Source organism: Stenotrophomonas maltophilia (assembly GCF_900186865.1).
GTDB lineage: Bacteria > Pseudomonadota > Gammaproteobacteria > Xanthomonadales > Xanthomonadaceae > Stenotrophomonas > Stenotrophomonas maltophilia.
This window is the reverse complement of the sequence record NZ_LT906480.1, coordinates 800471-820672: the sequence shown is the minus strand read 5'-3', so window position 1 is coordinate 820672 and position 20202 is coordinate 800471. Positions and strand designations below refer to the sequence as shown.

Annotated in this window: 22 protein-coding genes; 8 read left to right on the top strand and 14 right to left on the bottom strand. The window is 68.0% G+C overall.

The window, feature by feature from the left end; translation table 11 throughout:
- Genes pdxA through CKW06_RS03775 form a run of 5 tightly spaced genes read left to right on the top strand, consistent with a single transcriptional unit; the run spans position 1 to position 3878 of the window.
- Entirely contained in the window at positions 1–981 is a 981-nt protein-coding gene (gene pdxA / locus CKW06_RS03795; RefSeq protein ID WP_024958643.1) for a 4-hydroxythreonine-4-phosphate dehydrogenase PdxA, read from the top strand.
- On the top strand, positions 978–1781 hold the full coding sequence (gene rsmA / locus CKW06_RS03790; RefSeq protein ID WP_005412298.1) for a 16S rRNA (adenine(1518)-N(6)/adenine(1519)-N(6))-dimethyltransferase RsmA: 804 nt from the start codon (positions 978–980) through the stop codon (positions 1779–1781). The genes pdxA and rsmA overlap by 4 nt, the downstream gene beginning before the upstream one ends.
- Before the next feature lie 13 nt (positions 1782–1794).
- Positions 1795–2178, top strand: coding sequence for a Co2+/Mg2+ efflux protein ApaG (gene apaG / locus CKW06_RS03785; RefSeq protein ID WP_005412297.1), 384 nt, complete (start codon positions 1795–1797; stop codon positions 2176–2178).
- A gap of 15 nt (positions 2179–2193) precedes the next feature.
- Positions 2194–3219: a symmetrical bis(5'-nucleosyl)-tetraphosphatase gene (locus tag CKW06_RS03780; protein WP_024958642.1), complete on the top strand. Its 1026-nt coding sequence runs from the start codon at positions 2194–2196 to the stop codon at positions 3217–3219.
- Entirely contained in the window at positions 3216–3878 is a 663-nt protein-coding gene (locus tag CKW06_RS03775; protein ID WP_024958641.1) for a DUF1287 domain-containing protein, read from the top strand. Before CKW06_RS03780 ends, CKW06_RS03775 begins: the two co-directional genes overlap by 4 nt.
- A gap of 125 nt (positions 3879–4003) precedes the next feature.
- On the opposite strand, the gene CKW06_RS03770 is transcribed toward CKW06_RS03775, so the two are convergent.
- The 9 genes from CKW06_RS03770 to CKW06_RS03730 all read right to left on the bottom strand — a co-directional run bounded on the left by CKW06_RS03770 (position 4004) and on the right by CKW06_RS03730 (position 11338).
- Entirely contained in the window at positions 4004–4495 is a 492-nt protein-coding gene (locus CKW06_RS03770; protein WP_024958640.1) for a dihydrofolate reductase, read from the bottom strand.
- 5 nt (positions 4496–4500) lie between these two features.
- A complete protein-coding gene (locus tag CKW06_RS03765; protein WP_024958639.1) occupies positions 4501–5295 on the bottom strand; it encodes a thymidylate synthase in 795 nt (264 codons plus the stop codon).
- A complete protein-coding gene (gene lgt, locus CKW06_RS03760; protein WP_024958638.1) occupies positions 5292–6179 on the bottom strand; it encodes a prolipoprotein diacylglyceryl transferase in 888 nt (295 codons plus the stop codon). Before lgt ends, CKW06_RS03765 begins: the two co-directional genes overlap by 4 nt.
- 51 nt (positions 6180–6230) lie before the next feature.
- Positions 6231–6725, bottom strand: a complete 495-nt coding sequence (locus tag CKW06_RS03755) for a TPM domain-containing protein (protein WP_005408131.1) — start codon at positions 6723–6725, stop codon at positions 6231–6233.
- Positions 6725–7612 (bottom strand): TPM domain-containing protein, encoded by an 888-nt coding sequence (locus CKW06_RS03750; RefSeq protein ID WP_038645500.1) that lies wholly within the window; start codon positions 7610–7612, stop codon positions 6725–6727. The genes CKW06_RS03755 and CKW06_RS03750 overlap by 1 nt, the downstream gene beginning before the upstream one ends.
- Positions 7613–7615: 3 nt before the next feature.
- A complete protein-coding gene (locus CKW06_RS03745) occupies positions 7616–8236 on the bottom strand; it encodes a LemA family protein (protein WP_012479189.1) in 621 nt (206 codons plus the stop codon).
- Positions 8237–8774: 538 nt separating this feature from the next.
- Positions 8775–9935 (bottom strand): MFS transporter, encoded by a 1161-nt coding sequence (locus CKW06_RS03740; protein ID WP_012479186.1) that lies wholly within the window; start codon positions 9933–9935, stop codon positions 8775–8777.
- A 224-nt stretch (positions 9936–10159) separates the two neighbouring features.
- Positions 10160–10909 (bottom strand): TerC family protein, encoded by a 750-nt coding sequence (locus tag CKW06_RS03735; RefSeq protein WP_005408127.1) that lies wholly within the window; start codon positions 10907–10909, stop codon positions 10160–10162.
- Positions 10910–10942: 33 nt separating this feature from the next.
- On the bottom strand, positions 10943–11338 hold the full coding sequence (locus CKW06_RS03730; protein ID WP_024957313.1) for a diacylglycerol kinase: 396 nt from the start codon (positions 11336–11338) through the stop codon (positions 10943–10945).
- 212 nt (positions 11339–11550) lie between these two features.
- Between CKW06_RS03730 and CKW06_RS03725 the strand changes: the two genes are divergently transcribed.
- Positions 11551–12252, top strand: a complete 702-nt coding sequence (locus CKW06_RS03725) for an SGNH/GDSL hydrolase family protein (protein ID WP_024957312.1) — start codon at positions 11551–11553, stop codon at positions 12250–12252.
- 132 nt (positions 12253–12384) lie between these two features.
- Here the strand turns inward: CKW06_RS03725 and CKW06_RS03720 are convergent, their stop codons facing one another.
- The 3 genes from CKW06_RS03720 to CKW06_RS03710 form a co-directional block, all read right to left on the bottom strand.
- A complete protein-coding gene (locus CKW06_RS03720) occupies positions 12385–13656 on the bottom strand; it encodes a sensor histidine kinase (protein ID WP_005408124.1) in 1272 nt (423 codons plus the stop codon).
- Between the two features lie 156 nt (positions 13657–13812).
- Positions 13813–14526: a response regulator transcription factor gene (locus CKW06_RS03715; protein WP_024957311.1), complete on the bottom strand. Its 714-nt coding sequence runs from the start codon at positions 14524–14526 to the stop codon at positions 13813–13815.
- An 87-nt stretch (positions 14527–14613) separates the two neighbouring features.
- Positions 14614–15258 (bottom strand): arylesterase, encoded by a 645-nt coding sequence (locus tag CKW06_RS03710; RefSeq protein ID WP_024957310.1) that lies wholly within the window; start codon positions 15256–15258, stop codon positions 14614–14616.
- Between the two features lie 75 nt (positions 15259–15333).
- Between CKW06_RS03710 and CKW06_RS03705 the strand changes: the two genes are divergently transcribed.
- Positions 15334–15981: an ABC transporter ATP-binding protein gene (locus tag CKW06_RS03705; RefSeq protein WP_024957309.1), complete on the top strand. Its 648-nt coding sequence runs from the start codon at positions 15334–15336 to the stop codon at positions 15979–15981.
- Positions 15978–18494, top strand: coding sequence for an ABC transporter permease (locus tag CKW06_RS03700; RefSeq protein ID WP_024957308.1), 2517 nt, complete (start codon positions 15978–15980; stop codon positions 18492–18494). Before CKW06_RS03705 ends, CKW06_RS03700 begins: the two co-directional genes overlap by 4 nt.
- Before the next feature lie 107 nt (positions 18495–18601).
- On the opposite strand, the gene CKW06_RS03695 is transcribed toward CKW06_RS03700, so the two are convergent.
- Together CKW06_RS03695 and CKW06_RS03690 are read right to left on the bottom strand one after the other, a co-directional pair.
- Entirely contained in the window at positions 18602–19528 is a 927-nt protein-coding gene (locus CKW06_RS03695) for a DUF6607 family protein (protein WP_024957307.1), read from the bottom strand.
- Between the two features lie 73 nt (positions 19529–19601).
- Positions 19602–20201, bottom strand: a complete 600-nt coding sequence (locus tag CKW06_RS03690; RefSeq protein WP_005408118.1) for a ChuX/HutX family heme-like substrate-binding protein — start codon at positions 20199–20201, stop codon at positions 19602–19604.
- Between the last annotated feature and the right edge of the window lies 1 nt (position 20202).

Below are 20202 nucleotides of genomic sequence, written 5' to 3'. Positions count from 1 at the left end.
ATGCGCCCCGAGCTCGCTCTGGTACCGGGCGAGCCCGCCGGGATCGGCCCGGAGCTGTGCGTCCGCCTCGTCCAGCAGCCGCGTGAAGATTGCCGGCTGCTGGCCTTCGCCGACCCGGACACCCTGCGCGCGGCCGCGGCCGCGCTGAACCTGCCGCTGCAACTGTTGCCCGAGGGTGCCGAAGCGCGCGTCCCCGGCGACCTGCGCCTGCGCGTGGTGGCCAATGCCACCCCGAGCCGTTTCGGCCAGGCCGATCCGGCCAATGCCGGCGCGGTCATCGGCGCCCTGCTCGGTGCCGGCCAGGCCTGCCTGTCAGGCGAACTGCACGGCGTGGTGACCGGCCCGGTGCACAAGGCCGTAATCAACGAAGGCGGCATCGCCTACAGCGGCACCACCGAACTGCTGGCCGACCAGGCTGGGGTGAAGGTGGTGATGATGCTGGCCAACCACATCGTGCGCGTGGCCCTGGCCACCACCCACCTGCCACTGCGCGAGGTGGCCGACGCGATCACCACGCCCAGCCTGGAACACACCCTTCGCACCGTGCACGCCGCGCTGCGCCGCGAGTTCGGCCTGCCCGCGCCACGCATCGCCGTGCTCGGCCTGAACCCGCACTCCGGCGAAGACGGCCATCTGGGCCGCGAGGAACTGGACCTGGTCATCCCGCTGCTGCAGCGCCTGCGCGCGGAGGGCATGGACCTGATCGGGCCGCTGCCAGCCGATACCGCCTTCCTGCCGGCCAAGCTGGCCGGCTTCGACACCGTGCTGGCGATGTACCACGACCAGGGCCTGCCGGTGCTGAAGTACTCGGGCTTCGAGCAGGCGGTGAACCTGACCCTGGGCCTGCCCTACCCACGCGTTGCAGTGGACCACGGCACCGCGCTGGACCTTGCCGGCCGTGGCGTTGCCGATCCTTCCAGCCTGCAGGCGGCAACGACGTTGTGTGCGCAGCTTGCGCGGCAACGTACACTGAGCGCATGAATTCCCCGCATTCCCTCTCCGGCCCGGTGTTCACCGCCCCGGCCAAGAAGCAGCTTGGCCAGCATTTCCTGGCCGACCGCCACTACATCGACAAGATCGTGATGGCGGTCAACCCGAAAGACGGTGACCGCCTGGTCGAGATCGGTCCCGGCCAGGGCGCGATCACGCTGCCGCTGCTGCGCGTGCATCCGAAACTGACGGTGATCGAGTTCGACCGTGACCTGATCGCGCCGCTGACCGCCGCCGCCGAGCCGCTGGGCGAGCTGACCATCGTCCACCGCGACGTGCTGCGCGTGGACTTCACCGAGCTGGCCGCCGGCCAGCCGATCCGCCTGGTCGGCAACCTGCCCTACAACATCTCCTCGCCGATCCTGTTCCATGCACTGGAACATGCCGCGGTGATCCGCGACATGCATTTCATGCTGCAGAAGGAAGTGGTCGACCGCATGGCCGCCGGCCCCGGCAGCAAGGTGTACGGCCGGCTCAGCGTGATGCTGCAGGCCTACTGCCAGGTGACCTCGCTGTTCGTGGTGCCGCCGGGCGCGTTCCGGCCGCCGCCGAAGGTCGATTCGGCCGTGGTGCGGCTGGTGCCGCGTGACCCGGCCACGATCAACATCAACGACCACAAGCGTTTCGCCGAGGTGGTCAAGGCCGCCTTCGGGCAGCGCCGCAAGACCCTGCGCAACGCTCTGAACAACGTGGTGTCCGCCGAACAGTTCGTTGCCGCCGGCGTGCGTCCCGATGCCCGCGCCGAACAGCTGGACGTGGCCGAATTCATCGCTTTGGCCAATGCCTCCTGATTACACTGCCGGTATGGAAGACGCTGACGTTTACGCCATCTCCGTCGAAGTCGCACCGCGCTTCCTCGACGATCAATCCGCGCCGGAAGACGGACGCTATGCGTTCGCCTACACGATCCGCATCCACAACCAGGGGCGTGTTGCCGCGCGCCTGGTCGCACGCCACTGGCGCATCACCGATGCCAACGGCCGCGTCGAGCATGTCGATGGCGACGGGGTGATCGGCGAGCAGCCACGCCTGCGTCCCGGTGAAGACTTCCATTACACGTCCGGTGTCATGCTGGGGACCGATCACGGGACCATGCAGGGCCACTACGACATGGTCGCCGACGACGGCACCGAATTTGCCGCGCCGGTCGCACCTTTCGTGCTGGCCATCCCGCGTACCCTGCACTGACACGGAGGCCGGACGATGAGTGTGTGGGCGATCGGCGACCTGCAGGGCTGCTATGACGTCACCCAGCGGCTGCTGGAGAAGATCCGCTTCGACCCGGCGCAGGACACCCTGTGGTTCTGCGGCGACCTGGTCAACCGCGGTGGCCAGTCGCTGGAAACGCTGCGGCTGGTGCATTCGCTGCGCGAGCACAGCGTGGTGGTGCTGGGCAACCATGACCTTTCGCTGCTGGCCGTCGGTGCACGCACCGAAGAGGAACAGCGCAAGGTCAACCCGGACCTGCTGCGCATCGTGCAGGCCGAGGACCGCGACGAACTACTGGACTGGCTGCGCCTGCAGAAGCTGGTGCACGTGGACCGCGAGCTGGGCTGGATGATGGTGCACGCCGGCCTGGCGCCGAAGTGGACCACGCAGATGGCCGAAAAGCATGCCGCCGAGGTCGAGGCGCAACTGCACGGTGCCGGCTACCGCAAGCTGTTCCGCAACATGTACGGCGACAAGCCGAGCTGGGCACCGAACCTGTCCGGCTACGACCGTTCACGCGCGATCATCAATGTGCTCACCCGCATGCGCTACTGCACTCCGCGCGGGCGCATCGGCATCGAGGACAAGGGCACGCCGGGCACGCAGGAACAGGGACTGTACCCCTGGTTCGAAGTGCCGGGCCGGGTCGAGCGCGACCTGAAGATCGTCTGCGGCCACTGGTCGGCGCTGGGCCTGACCATCACCCAGGGCGTGCATGCCATCGACACCGGCGCAGTCTGGGGCGGCAAGCTGACCGCGATCCAGCTCGATACCGACGAACTGCGCGTGGTGCAGGTGCCGGGCCGCGATGTCCCCGCACCCGTGCCCAACGCACGCCCGCCAGCGCGACCGGCGCACGAGCGCCCGGCGGCATCGGCGCAGGGCAAGGAACAGGGCGGCGGCAACACCCCGGCCGCCAACCCGGGCAACCGCGGCCCACGCCGTCGTCGTCGCCGTGGCGGCGGCGCGGGTGGTGGCTCTGCGGGCCCCGGCAGCAACAGTCCCCCGCCGCAGGCATGACGCGGCGCGGTGGGGCACCATGGACGGTGCTGCTGCTGACGGTGGCCCTGGCCAGCGGCTGCCAGCCCTCTTCGGCCCCGGCCCCCGCCGACGGCGGAAACGCCGGCCTCACGCCATCGCAACCGCAGGCGCCTTCGCCGCCGCTGGTGGCAGCGGCGCGCGCACAGGTCGGCGTCACCACCCGCTACGACCCTACGCATCAGGTGCTGGCCTATCCCGGCGGCGACGTTCCGGTTGATCGCGGCGTGTGCACCGACGTGGTGGTGCGTGCCCTGCGCAGCCAGGGCCTGGACCTGCAGGCGCGCGTGCATGAAGACATGCGCGGCAATTTCAGTGCCTATCCCGCGATCTGGGGCCTGTCACGGCCGGACCGCAACATCGATCATCGCCGTGTGCCGAACCTGATGCGCTGGTTCGAACGGCAGGGCTGGCAGCAACCGATCACGGCCGCCGCCACCGACTATGCGGCCGGCGACATCGTCGCCTGGAAGCTCAACGGCAACGGCCTGCTGCACGTGGGCATCGTCTCCGACCGGCGGCTGGCCAATGGCACGCCGCTGGTGCTGCACAACATCGCGCGCGGCACGCGCGAAGAGAACCTGTTGTTCCAGCACGCCATCATCGGGCATTACCGGATGCCGCAGCGACAGCCCAGGTAGAGTCGACTGTCAGTCGACTATCGCGCGCAGCGTGGGTTTTTCGGGTGACCGCCGAGAGCAGTCGACCAACAGTCGGCTCTACCCCGTCGACATCCCCGTCGGTGTTTTCGTTGGTACTTGCGCGATCAGCGGCGCACGTAGTGCGCGAAGCGGAACGCGTAGGCATGGCGTTCGTCGGCCGGGTGCGGCTCGCTGCTCACTTCCCGCCAGTCCTGCATGTCGACTTCGGGGAAATGGGTATCGGCGGGGATTTCGGCATCCACCCAGGTCAGGTACAGGTCACTGGCCTGGTCCAGTAACTGGTGGAAGATCTCGCCGCCGCCGATGATGCACAGCTCGCTGGCGCCCTCGCCTTCGGCAATCGCCTTCGCCTCGTCCAGCGACGCCACCGCACGCATGCCCTCGAACGGCACCTGGCCGCTGCGGGTCAGCACCAGGTTGGTCCGCCCCGGCAGCACGCGGCCGATCGACTCGGCCGTCTTGCGCCCCATCAGGATCGGCTTGCCCAGGGTGAGCGCCTTGAAGTGCTTGAAGTCATCCGGCAGGTGCCAGGGCATGGCATTGCCCTGGCCGATGCCACGGTTGCGGTCCAGCGCCACGATCATCGACAGCTTCAGGGCGCTCATACCGCCACCGGCGCCTTGATCGCCGGATGCGGGTCGTAACCGTCGATGCGGATGTCGTCGAACTGGAAGCCGAACAGGTCGGTCACCTCCGGGTTCAACCACAGCTGGGGCAGCGCGCGCGGTTCACGCGACAGCTGCTCGCGCGCCTGCTCGAAGTGGTTCGAATACAGGTGCGCGTCGCCCAGCGTATGCACGAAATCGCCCACGCCCAGGCCGGTGGCCTGCGCCACCATGTGGGTCAGCAGCGCGTAGCTGGCGATGTTGAACGGCACGCCGAGGAAGATGTCGCCGCTGCGCTGGTACAGCTGGCAGCTGAGCTTGCCGTCCACCACGTAGAACTGGAACAGGTTGTGGCACGGCATCAGCGCCATCTGCGAAAGCTCGCCCACGTTCCAGGCGCTGACCACCAGCCGCCGCGAATCGGGGTTGCGCTTGATCTCGTCGACCAGCCACTGCATCTGATCGATCTCACGGCCATCGGCGGTGGCCCAGCTGCGCCACTGCTTGCCGTACACCGGGCCGAGATCGCCGTTCTCGTCGGCCCACTCGTCCCAGATCCGCACCTGGTTGTCCTTCAGGTAGCCGATGTTGGTGTCGCCCTTCAGGAACCACAGCAGCTCGTGGATGATCGAGCGCAGGTGCAGCTTCTTGGTGGTGACCAGCGGGAAGCCGTCGGCCAGGTTGAAACGCATCTGCCAGCCGAACACGCTGCGGGTACCGGTGCCGGTGCGGTCGCTCTTCTCGGCGCCGTGCTCGAGCACATGCGAGAGCAGGTCCAGGTAAGCCTTCATGCCTTGCCCCCGGCAGTCACCGGCAGCTGCGGCTGCAGTACCGGCGCACGGCGCGACATCACCAGCAGCACCAGGCCGAAGGCAATCAGCGGCAGGCTGAGGATCTGGCCACGGGTCAGCCAGTCGAAGGCCACGTAGACGCCGTTGTCGGGCATGCGCACGAACTCCACCGCGAAGCGGAACAGTCCGTACATCAGCGCGAACAGACCGCCGACCAGGTAACGGTGGCGCGGCTTGGCCGACACGGCCCACAGCACCACGAACATCACCAGGCCTTCCAGGAAGGCTTCATACATCTGCGACGGATGGCGCGCGAACTGGTTCAGCGCGCCGGTGGCGAACTGCGCCTGCAGGGTCGCGTGGTCCAGCTGGTTCAGCGGTGCCGGCAGGCCGGACGGGAACACCACGCCCCAGGTACCGTCGGTGTACTTGCCCCACAGCTCGGCACCGATGAAGTTGCCGATGCGCCCGAAGCCCAGGCCCAGCGGCACCAGCGGCGCCATGAAATCCATGGTGTCGAAGAAATGCAGCTTGTGCTTGCGCGACCACCACCAGCAGGCGCCCAGCACGCCCAGCAGGCCGCCGTGGAAACTCATGCCGCCATCCCACACCTTGAACAGCAGCAGCGGGTTGTGCAGGAAATCGCCCAGCGCGTAGAACAGCATGTAGCCGATACGCCCGCCCAGCACCACGCCGAGCATGGCGTAGAACAGCAGGTCGGAGAAACCATTGGCGTCGACGCCCGGCAGGCGGCCGGCGGCGATGCGCTTGCGTCCCAGCAGCCAGGCGGCGGTGAAGCCCAGCAGGTACATGATGCCGTACCAATGCACCTTGATCGGCCCCAGCGAGAGGGCGATGGGGTCGATGTCGTGGAAATAGATCATGGAAGGTGCCTTGCGGTTGAACGCCTATTCTCGGGCCAGTGCCGCCCCGGCTCAACCAAGGAGCTGGGGCGAGTTCGGCAACGCGTCATCGTTCGACCGGGTCGAGGCCGGAAAGTGCCCTTCGATCAGGCTGGAGACCTCGTCGATGGCATCCTGCAGCGCTTCCACCGGATGGGAGCCACGCAGGCCCTCGCGCAGGTGGGTGCAGACCCGCTGCCATTGTGCCGGGCTGACCCGGCCCTGCAGGCCACGGTCGGCGACGATCTCGATGGCGTGGTCGGCCAGCAGCAGGTAGATCAGCACACCGTTGTTGTTGGCGGTATCCCAGGTGCGCAGGCGCGCGAAGGCATGTTCGGCGGCCTGGCGCGGGGTGACCTTGTGCCACAGCGCGGCCAGCGGCAGGTCCGCTTCCACCGCGAACATCACCTGGCCACCGTGGCGCTGCTCACCGGCTGCGATGGCCTCGGTGATCGCCTGCAGCGTGGCCGGCGGGAACGCGCGCCGTACCGACGGCGAAAATACATGACGACACAGTCGTTGGATCATCACCAGCCCCCCGAAGCACCGCCACCGCCGGAGCGGCCACCGCCGCCGCCCCAACCGCCGCCGCCGCCGAATCCACCGCCCCCGCCGAAGCCGCCTCCGCCGCCCCAGCTGCCACCGCCCCAGCCACCGCCACCGGCAAAGCGGCCCGGGTGACCGGAGAGCATGGCAACAATCAGGCCCACGACGCCAGCCAGGCCACTGGCGAGCAGCGTGGAGGTGAACAGGAATGCCGCCAGCGCCGCACCGGCACCGCCGAGCAGGCCACGCAGCGGACGCGGCACGCGCGAGAAGATCCCGCGCAGGATGCTGCCGGCGAACACACCGATGAACAGCGCCAGAAACCAGGTATCGCCATCACCGCTGGGCTCACGCCCGCGATGGCCGCTGACCGGTGCCGGCAGCGCTTCCCCGTCGATCAGCTTGACCAGCACCGCCGTGGCGTCGGTGATGCCACCGGCGTAGTCGCCGTTGCGGAAGCGCGGCACCAGGTACTCCTGGATGACCCGGTTGGCGATGGCATCGGGAATCGCTCCCTCCAGACCATAACCGGGTTCAATGCGCACGCGCCGGTCGTCCTTGGCCACCACCAGCAGCACCCCGTCGTCCACGCCCTTGCGGCCGATCTGCCATTGATCGAAGACCCGCGTGGTGTACTGCGCGATGTCCTCCGGCTGGGTGGTGGGCACCACCAGCACCTGCAGCTGGCTGCCCTTGCGCTGCTGAAGGTCCAGCGCCTGCTGTACCAGCGCCTGCTTCTGCGCGGCATCCAGCGTGCCGGTGGTGTCGACCACCGGCGAATCCAGCGCCGGAATCGGCGCCAGCTGCTGGGCGTGCGATGCCAGCGGCAGCCATAGCAGCAGGGCCAGGAGCGCAGTGGCCAGGCGCATGGGTCAGTGGCCCGGCTGCGGTGCCGGCTGCTGCTGCGGCGCGCTGCCGAAATCGACCGCCGGCGCGTTGGAGATCTGCGCTTCGTTTTCCACGGTGAAGTTCGGCTTGGTCTTGTAACCGAAGATCTTGGCGGTGATCACCTGCGGGAACGAGCGGATGTAGGTGTTGTAGTCCTGCACCTGCTGGATGTAGCGACCGCGGGCGACGGTGATGCGGTTTTCAGTGCCTTCCAGCTGGGCCTGCAGGTCGCGGAAGTTCTGGTCCGACTTCAGCACCGGGTAGTTCTCGGTGACCACCAGCAGCCGCGACAGTGCGCTGCCGAGTTCACCCTGGGCCTGCTGGAACTGCTTGAGCGAGGCTTCGTCGTCGGCGTTGACGTTGATCTGGCCAACACGCGAGCGGGCGTTGGTGACTTCGGTCAGCACGCGCTCTTCCTGGCTGGCAAAGCCCTTCACGGTCTGCACCAGATTGGGCACCAGATCGGCGCGGCGCTTGTACTGGTTGAGCACTTCGGACCAGCTGGCCTTGACCGCTTCATCCTTCTGCTGGATGGCGTTGTAGCCGCAGCCGGACAGCAGGGAGGCCAGCAGCATCAGGGGCAGGACACGGGTGAACAGGCGCATGGCGGAGGTTCCGGGTGGACTGGGCACCGAGCATGCCACGGTTCGGGTGAAAGACCGGCCATCGGGCGCCGCCCCCTCCGCGGTGGCCATGCTCATGGATCGCCTGAGTAGTCCGGGCGGGTGGGCATGGCGGGGGACGCCGTGAATCCGTCCCTGGAGGCTTAGCCGCGCCATCCATGGCGCGGATACCCCCGCCACGCCCACCCGCCCGGCCTCATACGGTTTCCTGGGCACCGCGGGGAGATCAAAAGAAAAATCAAAAGCAAAACGCGGTTCTTCAGGCATTCGTGTCGACCAAGGTCGACACCTACCAGAGCAGAACACCGTTCCGACAGACCGCGGGAATCTGTCGAAGGCGGGGTGGGTCCGGTTGAGGGGGCGTGAGCCGCATGGATGCGGCGACCGAGCTTACATGGACGTACTTGCAGCGTCCCCCTCAACCGGACCCACCCCGCCACCCCACGGATAACCAGCTTTTGACGTTGACGTTGATTGCAGCGGGTGCAGGGCTGCAAGCCCTGCCGGAAACCCTCTCCCCTCAGCAGGCTTCAGCCACCGCAGTGCGGGGACGCCCCAGCCACGCCAGCAGCAGCCCCGATGCCGCCAGCAGGCCACCGGCCACCGGAATCGCCGCGTAACCCAAACCCGAGCTGATCACCGCGCCACCCAGCGCGGCACCCACCGCATTGCCCAGGTTGAACGCACCCACGTTGATCGACGACGCCAGGCCCGGCGCCTCGCTCGCCGCCTGCATCACCCGGATCTGCAGCGGCGGCACGATAGCGAAGGTCGCCGCGCCGAACAGCAGCACGCCCAGCGCCGCAGTGGCGTGGTGCATGAAGGCCAGCGGCAGCACGAACATCAGCACGGCCAGGACCGCCAGCAGGATGCGGGTCGCGCCATCAAGCGACCAGTCGGCCATGCGCCCACCGATGCCATTGCCAAACGTGAAGCCGATACCGATCAGGGCCAGCGACATCGCGATGAAGGTGTTGGAGGCGCCGGTCAGTTCGGTCAGCACCGGCGCCACGTAGGTGTACAGAGTGAACATCGCACCCGCGCCGAGCACCGTGGTGCCCATCGCCAGCAGTACCTGCGGCTGCAGGATGGCCTTCAGTTCGCGGCGCACGTCCGGGCGCGGCCCCGGTGCAGATGCCGGCAGCGCGAAGCCGAGCGCGGTGATCGCAATCAGGCCCAGCACTGCAGTACCGGCGAAGGACAGGCGCCAGCCCAGTTGCTGGCCCACCCAGGTCGCCAGCGGCACGCCACCGATGTTGGCGATGGTCAGGCCCATGAACATGGTGGCCACGGCGGCGGCCTGCTTGTCCTTCGGCACCAGGCTGGCGGCAACCACCGCACCGATGCCGAAGAAGGCACCGTGGTTGAGGCTGGTGACCAGCCGCGACAGCAAGAGCAGGCCGTAGTTCGGGGCCAGTGCCGAGAGCAGGTTGCCAACGACGAAGATCGACATCAGCAGCATCAGCGCGGTGCGCTTGCCGAAGCGGCCCATCAGCAGGGTCATCACCGGTGCGCCCAGCATCACGCCCACGGCGTAAGCGGTGATCAGCATGCCGGCAGTGGGAATGCCCACGCCCACGCCGTCGGCGATGACCGGCAGCAGGCCCATCGGCGCAAACTCGGTGGTTCCGATGGCGAAGGCGCCGACGGCAAGCGCCAGCAAGGCGGCTCTGGAATTCATGGGGGGGGTCCTGGGGGAGGGATTCGGGAGTGCGTAGCCTGCGCGCTTTGCTGTGGCGGATTAAGCCTCGTCCCGGGAAAACACTGTTGATCCTGGTTCACAAGTGGGGCACGGAAACCCGCTACAAGTGCAAAAACCGCAGCGCCGTAGCAGAGCCGTGCCCCCACAAACGCAGAACCCCCGGTCGGGCCGGGGGTTCTGAGGGACTTACATGCCAGAGGCGCTTACCAGTTACCAGCGCCCGGCACGTTGTGCTCGCGGGCGCGACGGCGCATCAGCAGGTTCAGCCATTCCACCAGCACCGAGAAGCCCATCGCGGCGTAGATGTAGGGCTTGGGCACGTGCACGTCCAGGCCGTCCAGGATCAGCACCGCACCGATCATCAGGATGAAGGCCAGCGCCAGCATCTTCACTGTCGGGTTGGCGTCGATGAAGCGGCCCAGCGGGTTGGCGGCCAGCAGCATCACCAACACCGACAGCAGGATGGCGGCGACCATGACCGGGATGTGGTCGGCGATGCCAACCGCGGTGATCACCGAGTCCAGCGAGAACACGATGTCGATCACCGCGATCTGCGCGATCACGTAGCCGAACACGGCCGAGGCCTTGGTGGTGCTCGGATCTTCATCCTCGCCGCCGCTGATCAGTTCCTTGATCTCCATGCAGCCCTTGATGATCAGGAACAGGCCACCGACGATCAGCACCAGGTCACGGATGGAGATGCCCATGCCGGCCACCGTGAACAGGTTGGCCGCCATGTGCGCCAGATACGCCAGCGACACCAGCAGACCGATACGGGTGATGCAGGCCACGGCGATACCGAGCTTGCGTGCGAACGGACGACGCTCTTCCGGCAGCTTGCTGACCGCGATGGAAATGAACACCAGGTTGTCGATGCCGAGCACGATTTCCAGCGCGCTGAGCGTGAAAAGGGTTACCCAGGCATTGGGGTCGGCGAGGAACTCAAAGGACATGGAATCTCTTCAAGGCAGTGGGGGAATGGGGTTTCAGCCGTAGCTGCCGGCCAGCGCGTGTGGAACCACGACCAGGGCCCAGCACAACAGCACGTTCATCATCAGCACGAACACCGCCGCCGAGCCCATGTCCTTGGCGCGGCCGGCCAGCTCGTGGATCTCGCTGCCGTAACGTTCGATCACCGCTTCGATGGCCGAGTTGGCCAGTTCCATCGCCAGCACCAGCAGCATCGAGCCGATCAGCAGCGCGCGCTCTACCGGGGTCTGGCCCAGCCAGATCGCGACCGGGGCCAGCAGGATCAGCAGGTAGACCTCCAGCCGGAACGACGATTCGTGCAGCCAGGCGGCGCGCAGGCCCTGCCAGGACCAGCGGGCGGCCTGGAAGATGCGGCGCGGGCCGCGCGGCAGATGGCCAAACTGATCAGCCACGGGTGGAACATCCAGCAACAGGGGCGCGGCGCAGCGACCGCTCAGACGCACGGCAGGGAATCATGGGTGCACAGGAATAGGCAGATGGCCGCCATTTTGCCACAAGGCCGCCAGCCGCATCCCGGCGCCGGCCCGGTGAATGGACCGCCAGGGGCAAGCCCCGGCCCGCCCCAGCTTCTATGATGGCGTTCCCTTCCCTGCTGGAGCGCCTGATGTCCCGTCGCCGTACCTGCCTGCTGATGCTGGGCCTGCTGACCGCCGCACCGCTGGCCCAGGCCCTGGGCCCGACCACGTCGCCCCGGGTACCCGAACAGGTCTCCAACGTGGCCTGGGCCGGCGACATGGCCCGGTTCGCCAGCGCCGACCAGGCCAACCCGCCGCCCCGCGGTGGCATCGAATTCATCGGCAGCTCCTCCATCCGCTTCTGGGAGAGCCTGGCCACCGACTTCCCCGGCCAGCCTGTATTCAACCGCGGTTTCGGCGGCTCGGAAGTGCGTGACAGCACCTGGTATGCCGGCCAGATCGTGGTGCCGTATGCGCCGTGCAAGGTGTTCTTCTACGCCGGTGACAACGACCTCAACAGCGGCCGCACCCCGACCCAGGTGCGCGACGACGTGGTCGCCTTCGTGCAGCGCGTGCATCGCGACCTGCCGAAGACCAAGGTCGAGTACCTGTCGATCAAGCCGAGCCCGTCGCGGGCGCACCTGCTGCCGGCGATCAACGAGGCCAACACGCTGATCAAGGCCGCGCTGGCCAAGCTGCCCAACACCGGCTTCACCGATATCTACACGCCGATGCTGGGCGCGGATGGCCAGCCGGATGCGACGCTGTTCCGCGAAGACATGCTGCACATGACCCCGGCCGGGTATGCGATCTGGACCAGGGCGCTGGCGCCGAAGGTCAACTGCAACTGAGGCGGACGTGCGCCGGAGGGCGCCACACACGCGCTCGGGTAGATGCCAACCTTGGTTGGCATGGGACACCGGCGTGAATCCTGCTGAAAGCGCCGACCGAGGTCGGCAACTACCAAGGCAGCAGGCGCCGGGTCAGCGGAACACCACCGTCGCTTCGGTGCCCTGACCTGGCTCGCTGGCCAGGCTGACCTTCCAGCCGAAGCGATCACACAGCCTGCGTACGATCGACAGGCCCAGGCCGGTACCCTGCGGCCGGCTGGGTTCGGCGCGATAGAACGGTTCGAACGCCCGCGACAGCGCTTCGGGGGACATGCCGATGCCGGTATCGTGCACCACCACCCGATCGTTGTGCACATGCACGTCGATGCGCCCCTCGTCGGTGTAGCTGCATGCATTGCGCACCAGGTTGCTGACCACCACCTGCAGCACCCGCGGCGGCGCATGCAGCTGCACCGGGCCATCGCTGTGCAGGTGCACCGACACCGGGCGAGCCCCCAGCAGTTCGTTGGCGTTGTCCACTTCATAGCGGACGATGTCGTTGACGTCGAACAGCTCGATCTGCGGTTCGACGTCTGCCTCGCGGGCCAGGATCAGGAACGCATCGATCACCGCTTCCATGTCGCGGCCGGCCCGCTGGATGCGCTGCAGGCTGCGGCGCAGGCGAGGCTGCAGGCTTTCATCACCCAGTGCCATGTCGCTGGCAACGCGGATGACGGTCAGCGGCGTGCGCAGTTCATGGCTGGCATCGCGGGTGAAGTTGCGCTCGCGTGCCACGTGCGCGCTGACCCGGTTGGCCAGCGAGTGCAACGCGGCCGCCAGCTGCCGGGTCTCGCCCTGCATGTCCGCCGGCAGCTTGTTGGGCTCCAGGTCGGCCGCTTCCGGATGCCCCGGGTCCCAGCGCGAGACGCGCCGAGCCAGCCAGTTCACCGGCGACACCAGGCGCTTGGACGCGCGGTAGGTCACCCAGCTGGCGCCATACACCGCCAGCAGGGTCAGCAGCACCGGCACGATGCCGAACCAGAACGCCAGCATCTCTGCGCGCGAGCGCAGGAACACCAGGTACAGGCGGCCAGCCGGGCGCACATCAACCAGCACCAGCTGGTCGTCCTTGGGCAGTTCGTGGAAGCCGGGCTCCAGATTGCGCAGGTTGGCCGGCAACGACAGTGCCGACTGCCCGCTTTCCAGCAGGTAGCCGCGGATGTTCTGGGTATTGGGCGGTGGCTGCACCGGGGACGCTTCGTGCAGCGTCCAGTAGTACGCCGCCTCCTCGCGCAGGGCAGCGCCCACCAGGCTGTGCTTGATCACCAGCGAGACCAGCCACGCACCCAGCAGGATGCCCAGGCTGGCCAACACTGCCTGCAGGATGAAGGCGATACGGATCTTGCGCGGCAGGCCGTGCGGCATTGCGGAGTCCCGGTCAGAGCGCTGCGATTATAGGCAGCGCGCCACGCCGTGCGGGTGCATGGGCGATGACCGGCGGCAGTGCAGACCGGTCATGCCCTGCCCTCGTACGTGGCCACAACCCGGCCGGGCCTGCTGCTGCACCGGCGAGTATCCTGCTCAGGCCATCGGCTGGGCGATGTCGGCAATGCGGTAGCCGGCACTCTGCACGGTGTGCAGCAGCGGACGGTCGAACGGCTTGTCGATGATCTTGCGCAGGTTGTACAGGTGGCTGCGCAGGGTGTCCGAATCCGGCAGGCCATTGCCCCAGATCTCGCGCTCGATCTCCTGGCGGGTGACCACGCGCGGCGATTCGCGCATCAGGATGGTCAGCAGGCGCAGGCCGATCGGCGAAAGCTGCAGCTCGGTGCCGGCACGGGTCGCACGCATGCTGACCGGATCGAGCACCAGGTCGGCCACCTTCAGCACTTCCGAACCGACCTGGCGACGTTCGCGACGGATCAGCGCGCGCAGGCGGGCTTCCAGCTCCTGGATCGCGAACGGCTTGGCCAGGTAGTCATCGGCACCGAAACCCAGGCCGGTGAGCTTGTCGTCCAGCGTGTCGCGTGCCGTGAGCATCAGCACCGGGGTGGACTTGCGCGCATCGTTGCGCAGGCGACGGCACACTTCGATGCCATCCAGGCGCGGCAACATCAAGTCGAGCACCACGACGTCATAGCTGTTCTCCGCCGCAAGGCGGTAGCCATCCAGGCCGTCCTGTGCATAGTCGACTTCGAAGCCGCGACCTTCCAGGTATTCCCCGATCATCTCGGAGATGTTGCGGTTGTCTTCGACCACCAGCACCAAGCCGGAGGTCTCCTTCGTCTGACGCATGTGATTCCCTCTAACTTCAGCTTTGTGAAACATGCCGGATCGACGGTGGACGCGATGTGAAGTTCCGTCAAGAGGTAAACAAACGGTTCAGAGCAGCGGCCTGAGCAGCGGCCAGACGTTGTCGAGCACCTTTGGCTGCGCCTGTGCGGTCGGGTGCAGGCCGTCGGCCTGCATCATGCCCGGCTGCAGGGCGACGCCCTCCAGCAGGAAGGGCAGCAGCGGCACCTTGTACTGCGTGGCCAGCGCCTTGTAGGCCGCCGCCAGGCGCTGGCGATAGGCCGGCCCGTAGTTGGGCGGCACGTCAATGCCCAGCAGCAGCACCTTCGCGCCGGCCTTCTGGCTGGCCTGCACCATCTTTCCCAGGTTGCCCTGCACCTGCGCCGGGGTCAGCCCGCGCAGTGCATCGTTGCCGCCAAGGGCGATCACTACCACGGTCGGCTTTTCCTTCGCCAGCAGGGCCGGCAGGCGGGTCAGCGCGCCCGCGGTGGTCTCGCCGCTCATGCTGGCGTTGACGATGCGCGCCGGGGTTTTCGACTGCTGCCTGACCCGCTGCTGCAGCAGGCTGACCCAGCCGGCGTCGGCAGGGATATTGTGGGCAGCACTGAGGCTGTCGCCGAGCACCAGCACGGTGCCGGCCGGACCTTTGGCACAGGCCAGCCCGGGCAGCAGCAGGAACCCTAGCAGCAGCACCATCACCGCGCCGGCTCGCCGGCTCCATCCCGTCTTGCGCATTGGAGTCTCCTCATCGACAGCCTGTCCCCCCGCAGCGCGCCCGTCGCCATCGCCGTCGACCAGGTCGGCAAGTCCGTGCAGGGCCCGGAGGGTGAAGTCCACATACTGGACAACATCACCCTGACGGTCCATGAAGGCACCAGCGTGGCCATCGTCGGCGCCTCCGGTTCCGGCAAGACCACCCTGCTCGGCCTGCTGGCCGGGCTGGACCTGCCCAGTCGCGGCCGCATCGCGCTGGCTGGCCAGGACCTGTCGGCGCTGGACGAGGAGGCCCGCGCCCAGCTGCGCGCGCGTGAGGTCGGCTTCGTGTTCCAGAGTTTCCACCTGCTGCCGGCGCTGACCGCCGCCGAGAATGTCGCGCTGCCGCTGGAACTGGCCGGGCGCGAAGACCGGGCGCGGGTCGATGAAGTGCTGGCCCAGGTCGGGCTGGCCCATCGCGCCCGCCACTATCCGCGCCAGTTGTCGGGCGGCGAGCAGCAACGCGTGGCATTGGCACGTGCGTTCGTCACCCGCCCGCGCATCCTGTTCGCCGACGAACCGACCGGCTCGCTGGACCACGCCACCGGCCAGCACATCAGCGACCTGCTGTTCGAACTCAACGCCGGCAGCGGCACCACTCTGGTGCTGGTCACCCACGACCTGCGCCTGGCCCAGCGCTGCCAGTACATCCACCGCATCGACAACGGCCGCCTGCTGCCGGTCGAGCGTGGGGCGCAGGCATGAACCTGCTGCGGCATGCGTGGCGCGCGCTGCGCCGCGAGGCGCTGGCCGGTGACCTGCTGACCGTGTTCGCCGCACTGGTGCTGGGCGTGGCGGTGATGACCGCGGTCGGCACGCTGGTGAATCGGGTCAACCTGGCACTGACCGGCAGCGCAGCGGAAATGCTCGGTGGCGACCTCGGCATCGCCGGGCGCGATGACCCGCCGCAGGCGTTCGCCGACGAGGCGCAGCGGCGTGGACTGGCCTTCACCCGCATCGCCAGCTTCGGCAGCGTGCTGTTCAACGGTGATGCCAGCCAGATGGCCAGCATCAAGGCGGTGCAGGCGGGCTATCCGCTGCGTGGCACGCTGCGGGTGCGGGCCACACCCGGCGGCGCCCTGGTCGCCGAGGCCGGCATGCCGCCCAAGGGCCAGGCCTATGCCGACCCGCGCCTGCTGCAGGGGCTGGGACTGAAGGCCGGCGATGACCTCGAATTTGGCGCCGGCACGCTGCGCATCGCCGGCATCATCGAGACCGAGCCGGATGCCGGCGGCGACCTGCTGACGCTCTCCCCCACTCTGCTGGTCAACCGCGCCGATGTGGAAGGCACAGGCCTGCTTGGCCCCGGCAGCCGCATCAACTACCGGCTGATGTTCGCCGGCTCCGCCGACCAGGTTGCCGCGTTGCGCCAGTGGCTGCTGCCACAGGTGAAAGGCCTTCGCCTGCTGAGCGTGGACGACACCCAGCGCGGCGTGCGCCAGGCCTTTGATCTTGCCGGGCGCTTCCTCGGCCTGAGCGCGCTGCTGGCGGTATTGCTGGCCGGCGTGGCGACCGCGCTGGCGGCCAACCGTTTTGCCCTGCGCCGCATCGACCAGGTGGCGATCCTGCGCTGCCTGGGCGCGCGCCAGCGCGACATCCTGCTTGGCCTGGCGCTGCAGCTGCTGATGCTGGCGGTGCCGGCCTGTGCGCTCGGCATCGGCCTGGGCATGGCCGCGCAGGAAGGCCTGGTGCAGGTACTAGGCAGCCTGGTGCCGCAGCGCCTGCCGCTGCCGGAAGCGATGCCGGCGCTGACCGGCGCCGGCATCGGCCTGTTGCTGCTGTTCGGCTTCGGCCTGCCGCCGCTGCTGCGCCTGCGCGGGGTGCCGCCGATGCGCGTGCTCAACCGCTCCTTCGCCGCCCTGCCCCCGGCCTCGCTGCTGGCCTACGTAGCGGCGCTGGCGGCCAGCCTGCTGCTGGCGGTGCAGGTGACCGGTGATCTCAAGCTGGCGCTGTGGGTGCTGGGCGGCCTGGCCGCGTTGGCGGTGGCGGCCGGCGTGGTCGGTTTCGTGCTGCTGCAGCTGCTGCGCGGCCTGCAGCACCGTCTGCACGGCCACTGGCGGCTGGGCCTGGCGGCGCTGACCCGGCGCCGGATGCTGGCGGTGATGCAGCTGGTCGGGCTGTCGCTGTCGCTGTGCGCGCTGTTGCTGCTGGCGGTGACCGGCCCCGGCCTGCTGCAGCAATGGCGCGAACGCCTGCCCGCGGACACGCCGAACTACTTCCTGATCAACATCCAGCCCGAACAGCGCGACAGCGTGCTGGCCGCGCTGCGTGGACTGGGCGCCAACGACGCCAGCATCGAACCGATGGCCACCGGCCGCCTGATCGCGATCAACGGCAAGCCGCCGCTGCGCGTGGATCGCGAGCCCGGTCAGGACGGACAAGCGGCACAAGGCGAAGGTCAGCGCGATGATGACGACGAGAACCGGCCGTTGAACTTCAGCTGGCGCAGCAGCTTCCCGCCGGCCAACACGCTGATGAACGGCACCTTCTGGACGCCCGACAGCACGGCGGCGGAGGCGTCGGTTGAAATCGGCTGGGCCAAGCGCTACGGCGTGTATCCGGGCGACCGCATCACCATTGCAGTAGGCGAGCAGGAGCGCGAGTTCACCGTGACCAGTGTGCGCAAGGCCGACTGGAACACCTTCCGGCCGAACTTCTTCGTGCTGCTGAACCCGAACGCGGTGGGCGATACACCGCACAACCTGCTGTCGGCATTCCATCTGCCGGCCGGCAAGGCAGCCGGACTGGGCGAGCTGATACGCGCGCAGCCCAACCTGTCGCTGCTGGACGTGGACGCGGTGATCTCGCAGGTGCGCGATGTGATGGAACGGGTGGCACAGGCGGTGCAGCTGGTGATGGTGTTCAGCCTGCTGGCCGGCGTGCTGGTGCTGCTGGCCGCACTGCAGGCCACGGCGGGCGAGCGCCGCTACGACAGCGCGGTGCTGCGCACGCTGGGCGCGACCCGGCGCCAGCTGCGTGGCGCGGTACTGGTGGAATTCGGCGCGCTGGGCACGCTGGCCGCGTTGCTGGCGGTGGGCGCCGCGGCTGCGATCGGCGTGGCGGTCTCGCAGAAGGTGTTCGAGCTGCCGTTGCTGCCGCCGTGGCCGGGCCTGCTGGTCGGCGGCGTGGTCGGCATCGGGCTGAGCCTGCTGGCGGGCTGGTGGGGTACGCGGGCGATCCTGCATACGCCACCGGCATTGGCGCTGCGCGAGGCCTGAGGCGGCGCCGGACCGGGGCGCGTGCCGAGCAAGCTCGGCACCTACCAAGAGCCCAGGACGGCGCTGCCAGTGTTCAAGGAACAAGCACATCCACGCATGGCGTGGATCTACTGGGCCTTTTCCACGTACTTGGCGAACACGTCGTCAATCTGCTTGTCCTTCACCTTCTTGCCGGCCTGGATCTCTTCGGCCTGGGTGAACAGCGGAATGATCATCGCCATGCCGTCGATCCTGGTCTTCAGGTGCACGCCGGGGGCCTGGGTCAGGAAACCGTCCCAGCGCTGGCGCACCTTGGCCCAGTAACCGGCGGTGGCCTTCCAGTAGTTGCGCGCCGGGGTGAAGTCGACCTCGGTGGTCTTCACGTAGTCGTTGAAGCCGAACTCGCGTGCGATCTCCACCTGGCTGCCATCGGCGTTGCGCTGCACCTTGGTGTTGAACTGTTCGTGGGTCCAGCCGTTCGGGGTCAGCGTATGGCGGTTGACCACAGCCAGCGCGTTGTAGTCGCTGCGCTTGGTGTACTCACGGCGCGGCAGCGGGCGCCAGCTCAGATCGCTGGTCCAGCTCGGCACTTTGTTGGTGTAGGTCCAGGTGCCGGTGCCGCAGTAGCGCGGTGCGTCGCTCACTTCGTACACGCACTGGGTCCAGGCGCCCTGGTTCACCGCCGACGGAATACTGCGCACCTTCCAGGTCTGGTCGGCGCTGAACTCGAAACGGTTCGGTGCTTCGTACACCCAGTCCTGGCGCCAGTGCTTGGTGATGTGGCCGCTCTTTTCATCCAGCAGCAGGTGCTGCAGCACGATGCGCTTCGGGGTGTCCTCGACCACGATGACCACTTCACTGCCGCCGCTGCGCATCGCCGGTGCACGCTCGTAGCCCGGCTTCAGCAGCACGGTCTCGTCGAAGGCGAAGTCCACGGTGTACTCACCCTGCATGGCGAGGATGCTGTCGTGGTCGCGGGCGATATCGGAGGGCTGCGCGCTGGCCACGCCGCTGGCGGCGAGCAGCAGCATGGCGCTGGCTGTCTGGAGCTTCATCGGGGTCTTCCTTCGGGGTTGCAGATTCATTGAGGGGCCATCCGTGGCCAACGGGCGTTCCATCAGGAGAGGATCACAGGCGGATCAGCGGCAGGTCGCCGGGAATCTGGGGAGCCGGACGCCGGGCGGCGTCGGCACAGCAGCAGTCGTCGATCGCCAGCTCGCCTTCAGCACCTTCCAGGCGTGCGATGCGGCGCGCGGTGGCCGCGCCCAGCGAGGACAGGGTCGACAGACTGGCGGCCAGCGTGCGTCCGTCGTCGGCGGCATGCAGGCGCAGCGCGCACAGGCGCCAGCGCTGGCCGCCAAGATGGCCGGCCAGGCGCCGCCACAGGCGTTCGCCAACGCTCGCCTCGCTGTCGTGTTCCGGTCCCGGCGGCAGCGCGGCGACCAGACGGTCCCAGGCCAGGAAATCGCTGTCGGGCAGCAGGTACAGGCGCCACACGCAGCGGCCACGACCATCAAGGAAGCACAAACTTTCGCGCAGGCCCTCGCTGTCCACGCCCTGGCAGGCGTGTACGCGTACGGCCTGGCGCCAGCCGCCCAGCTCGTTGCCGTCGGCGTGGTACAGGCACAACACTGTGCCGAGCGTGGCCAGCTGTGCCGGGGTCGGCCAGGCCGCGCTGTTCGGCGCGGCGATGGAGTCATTCCTGCGTGCGGACAGTGCTCGGCTCATG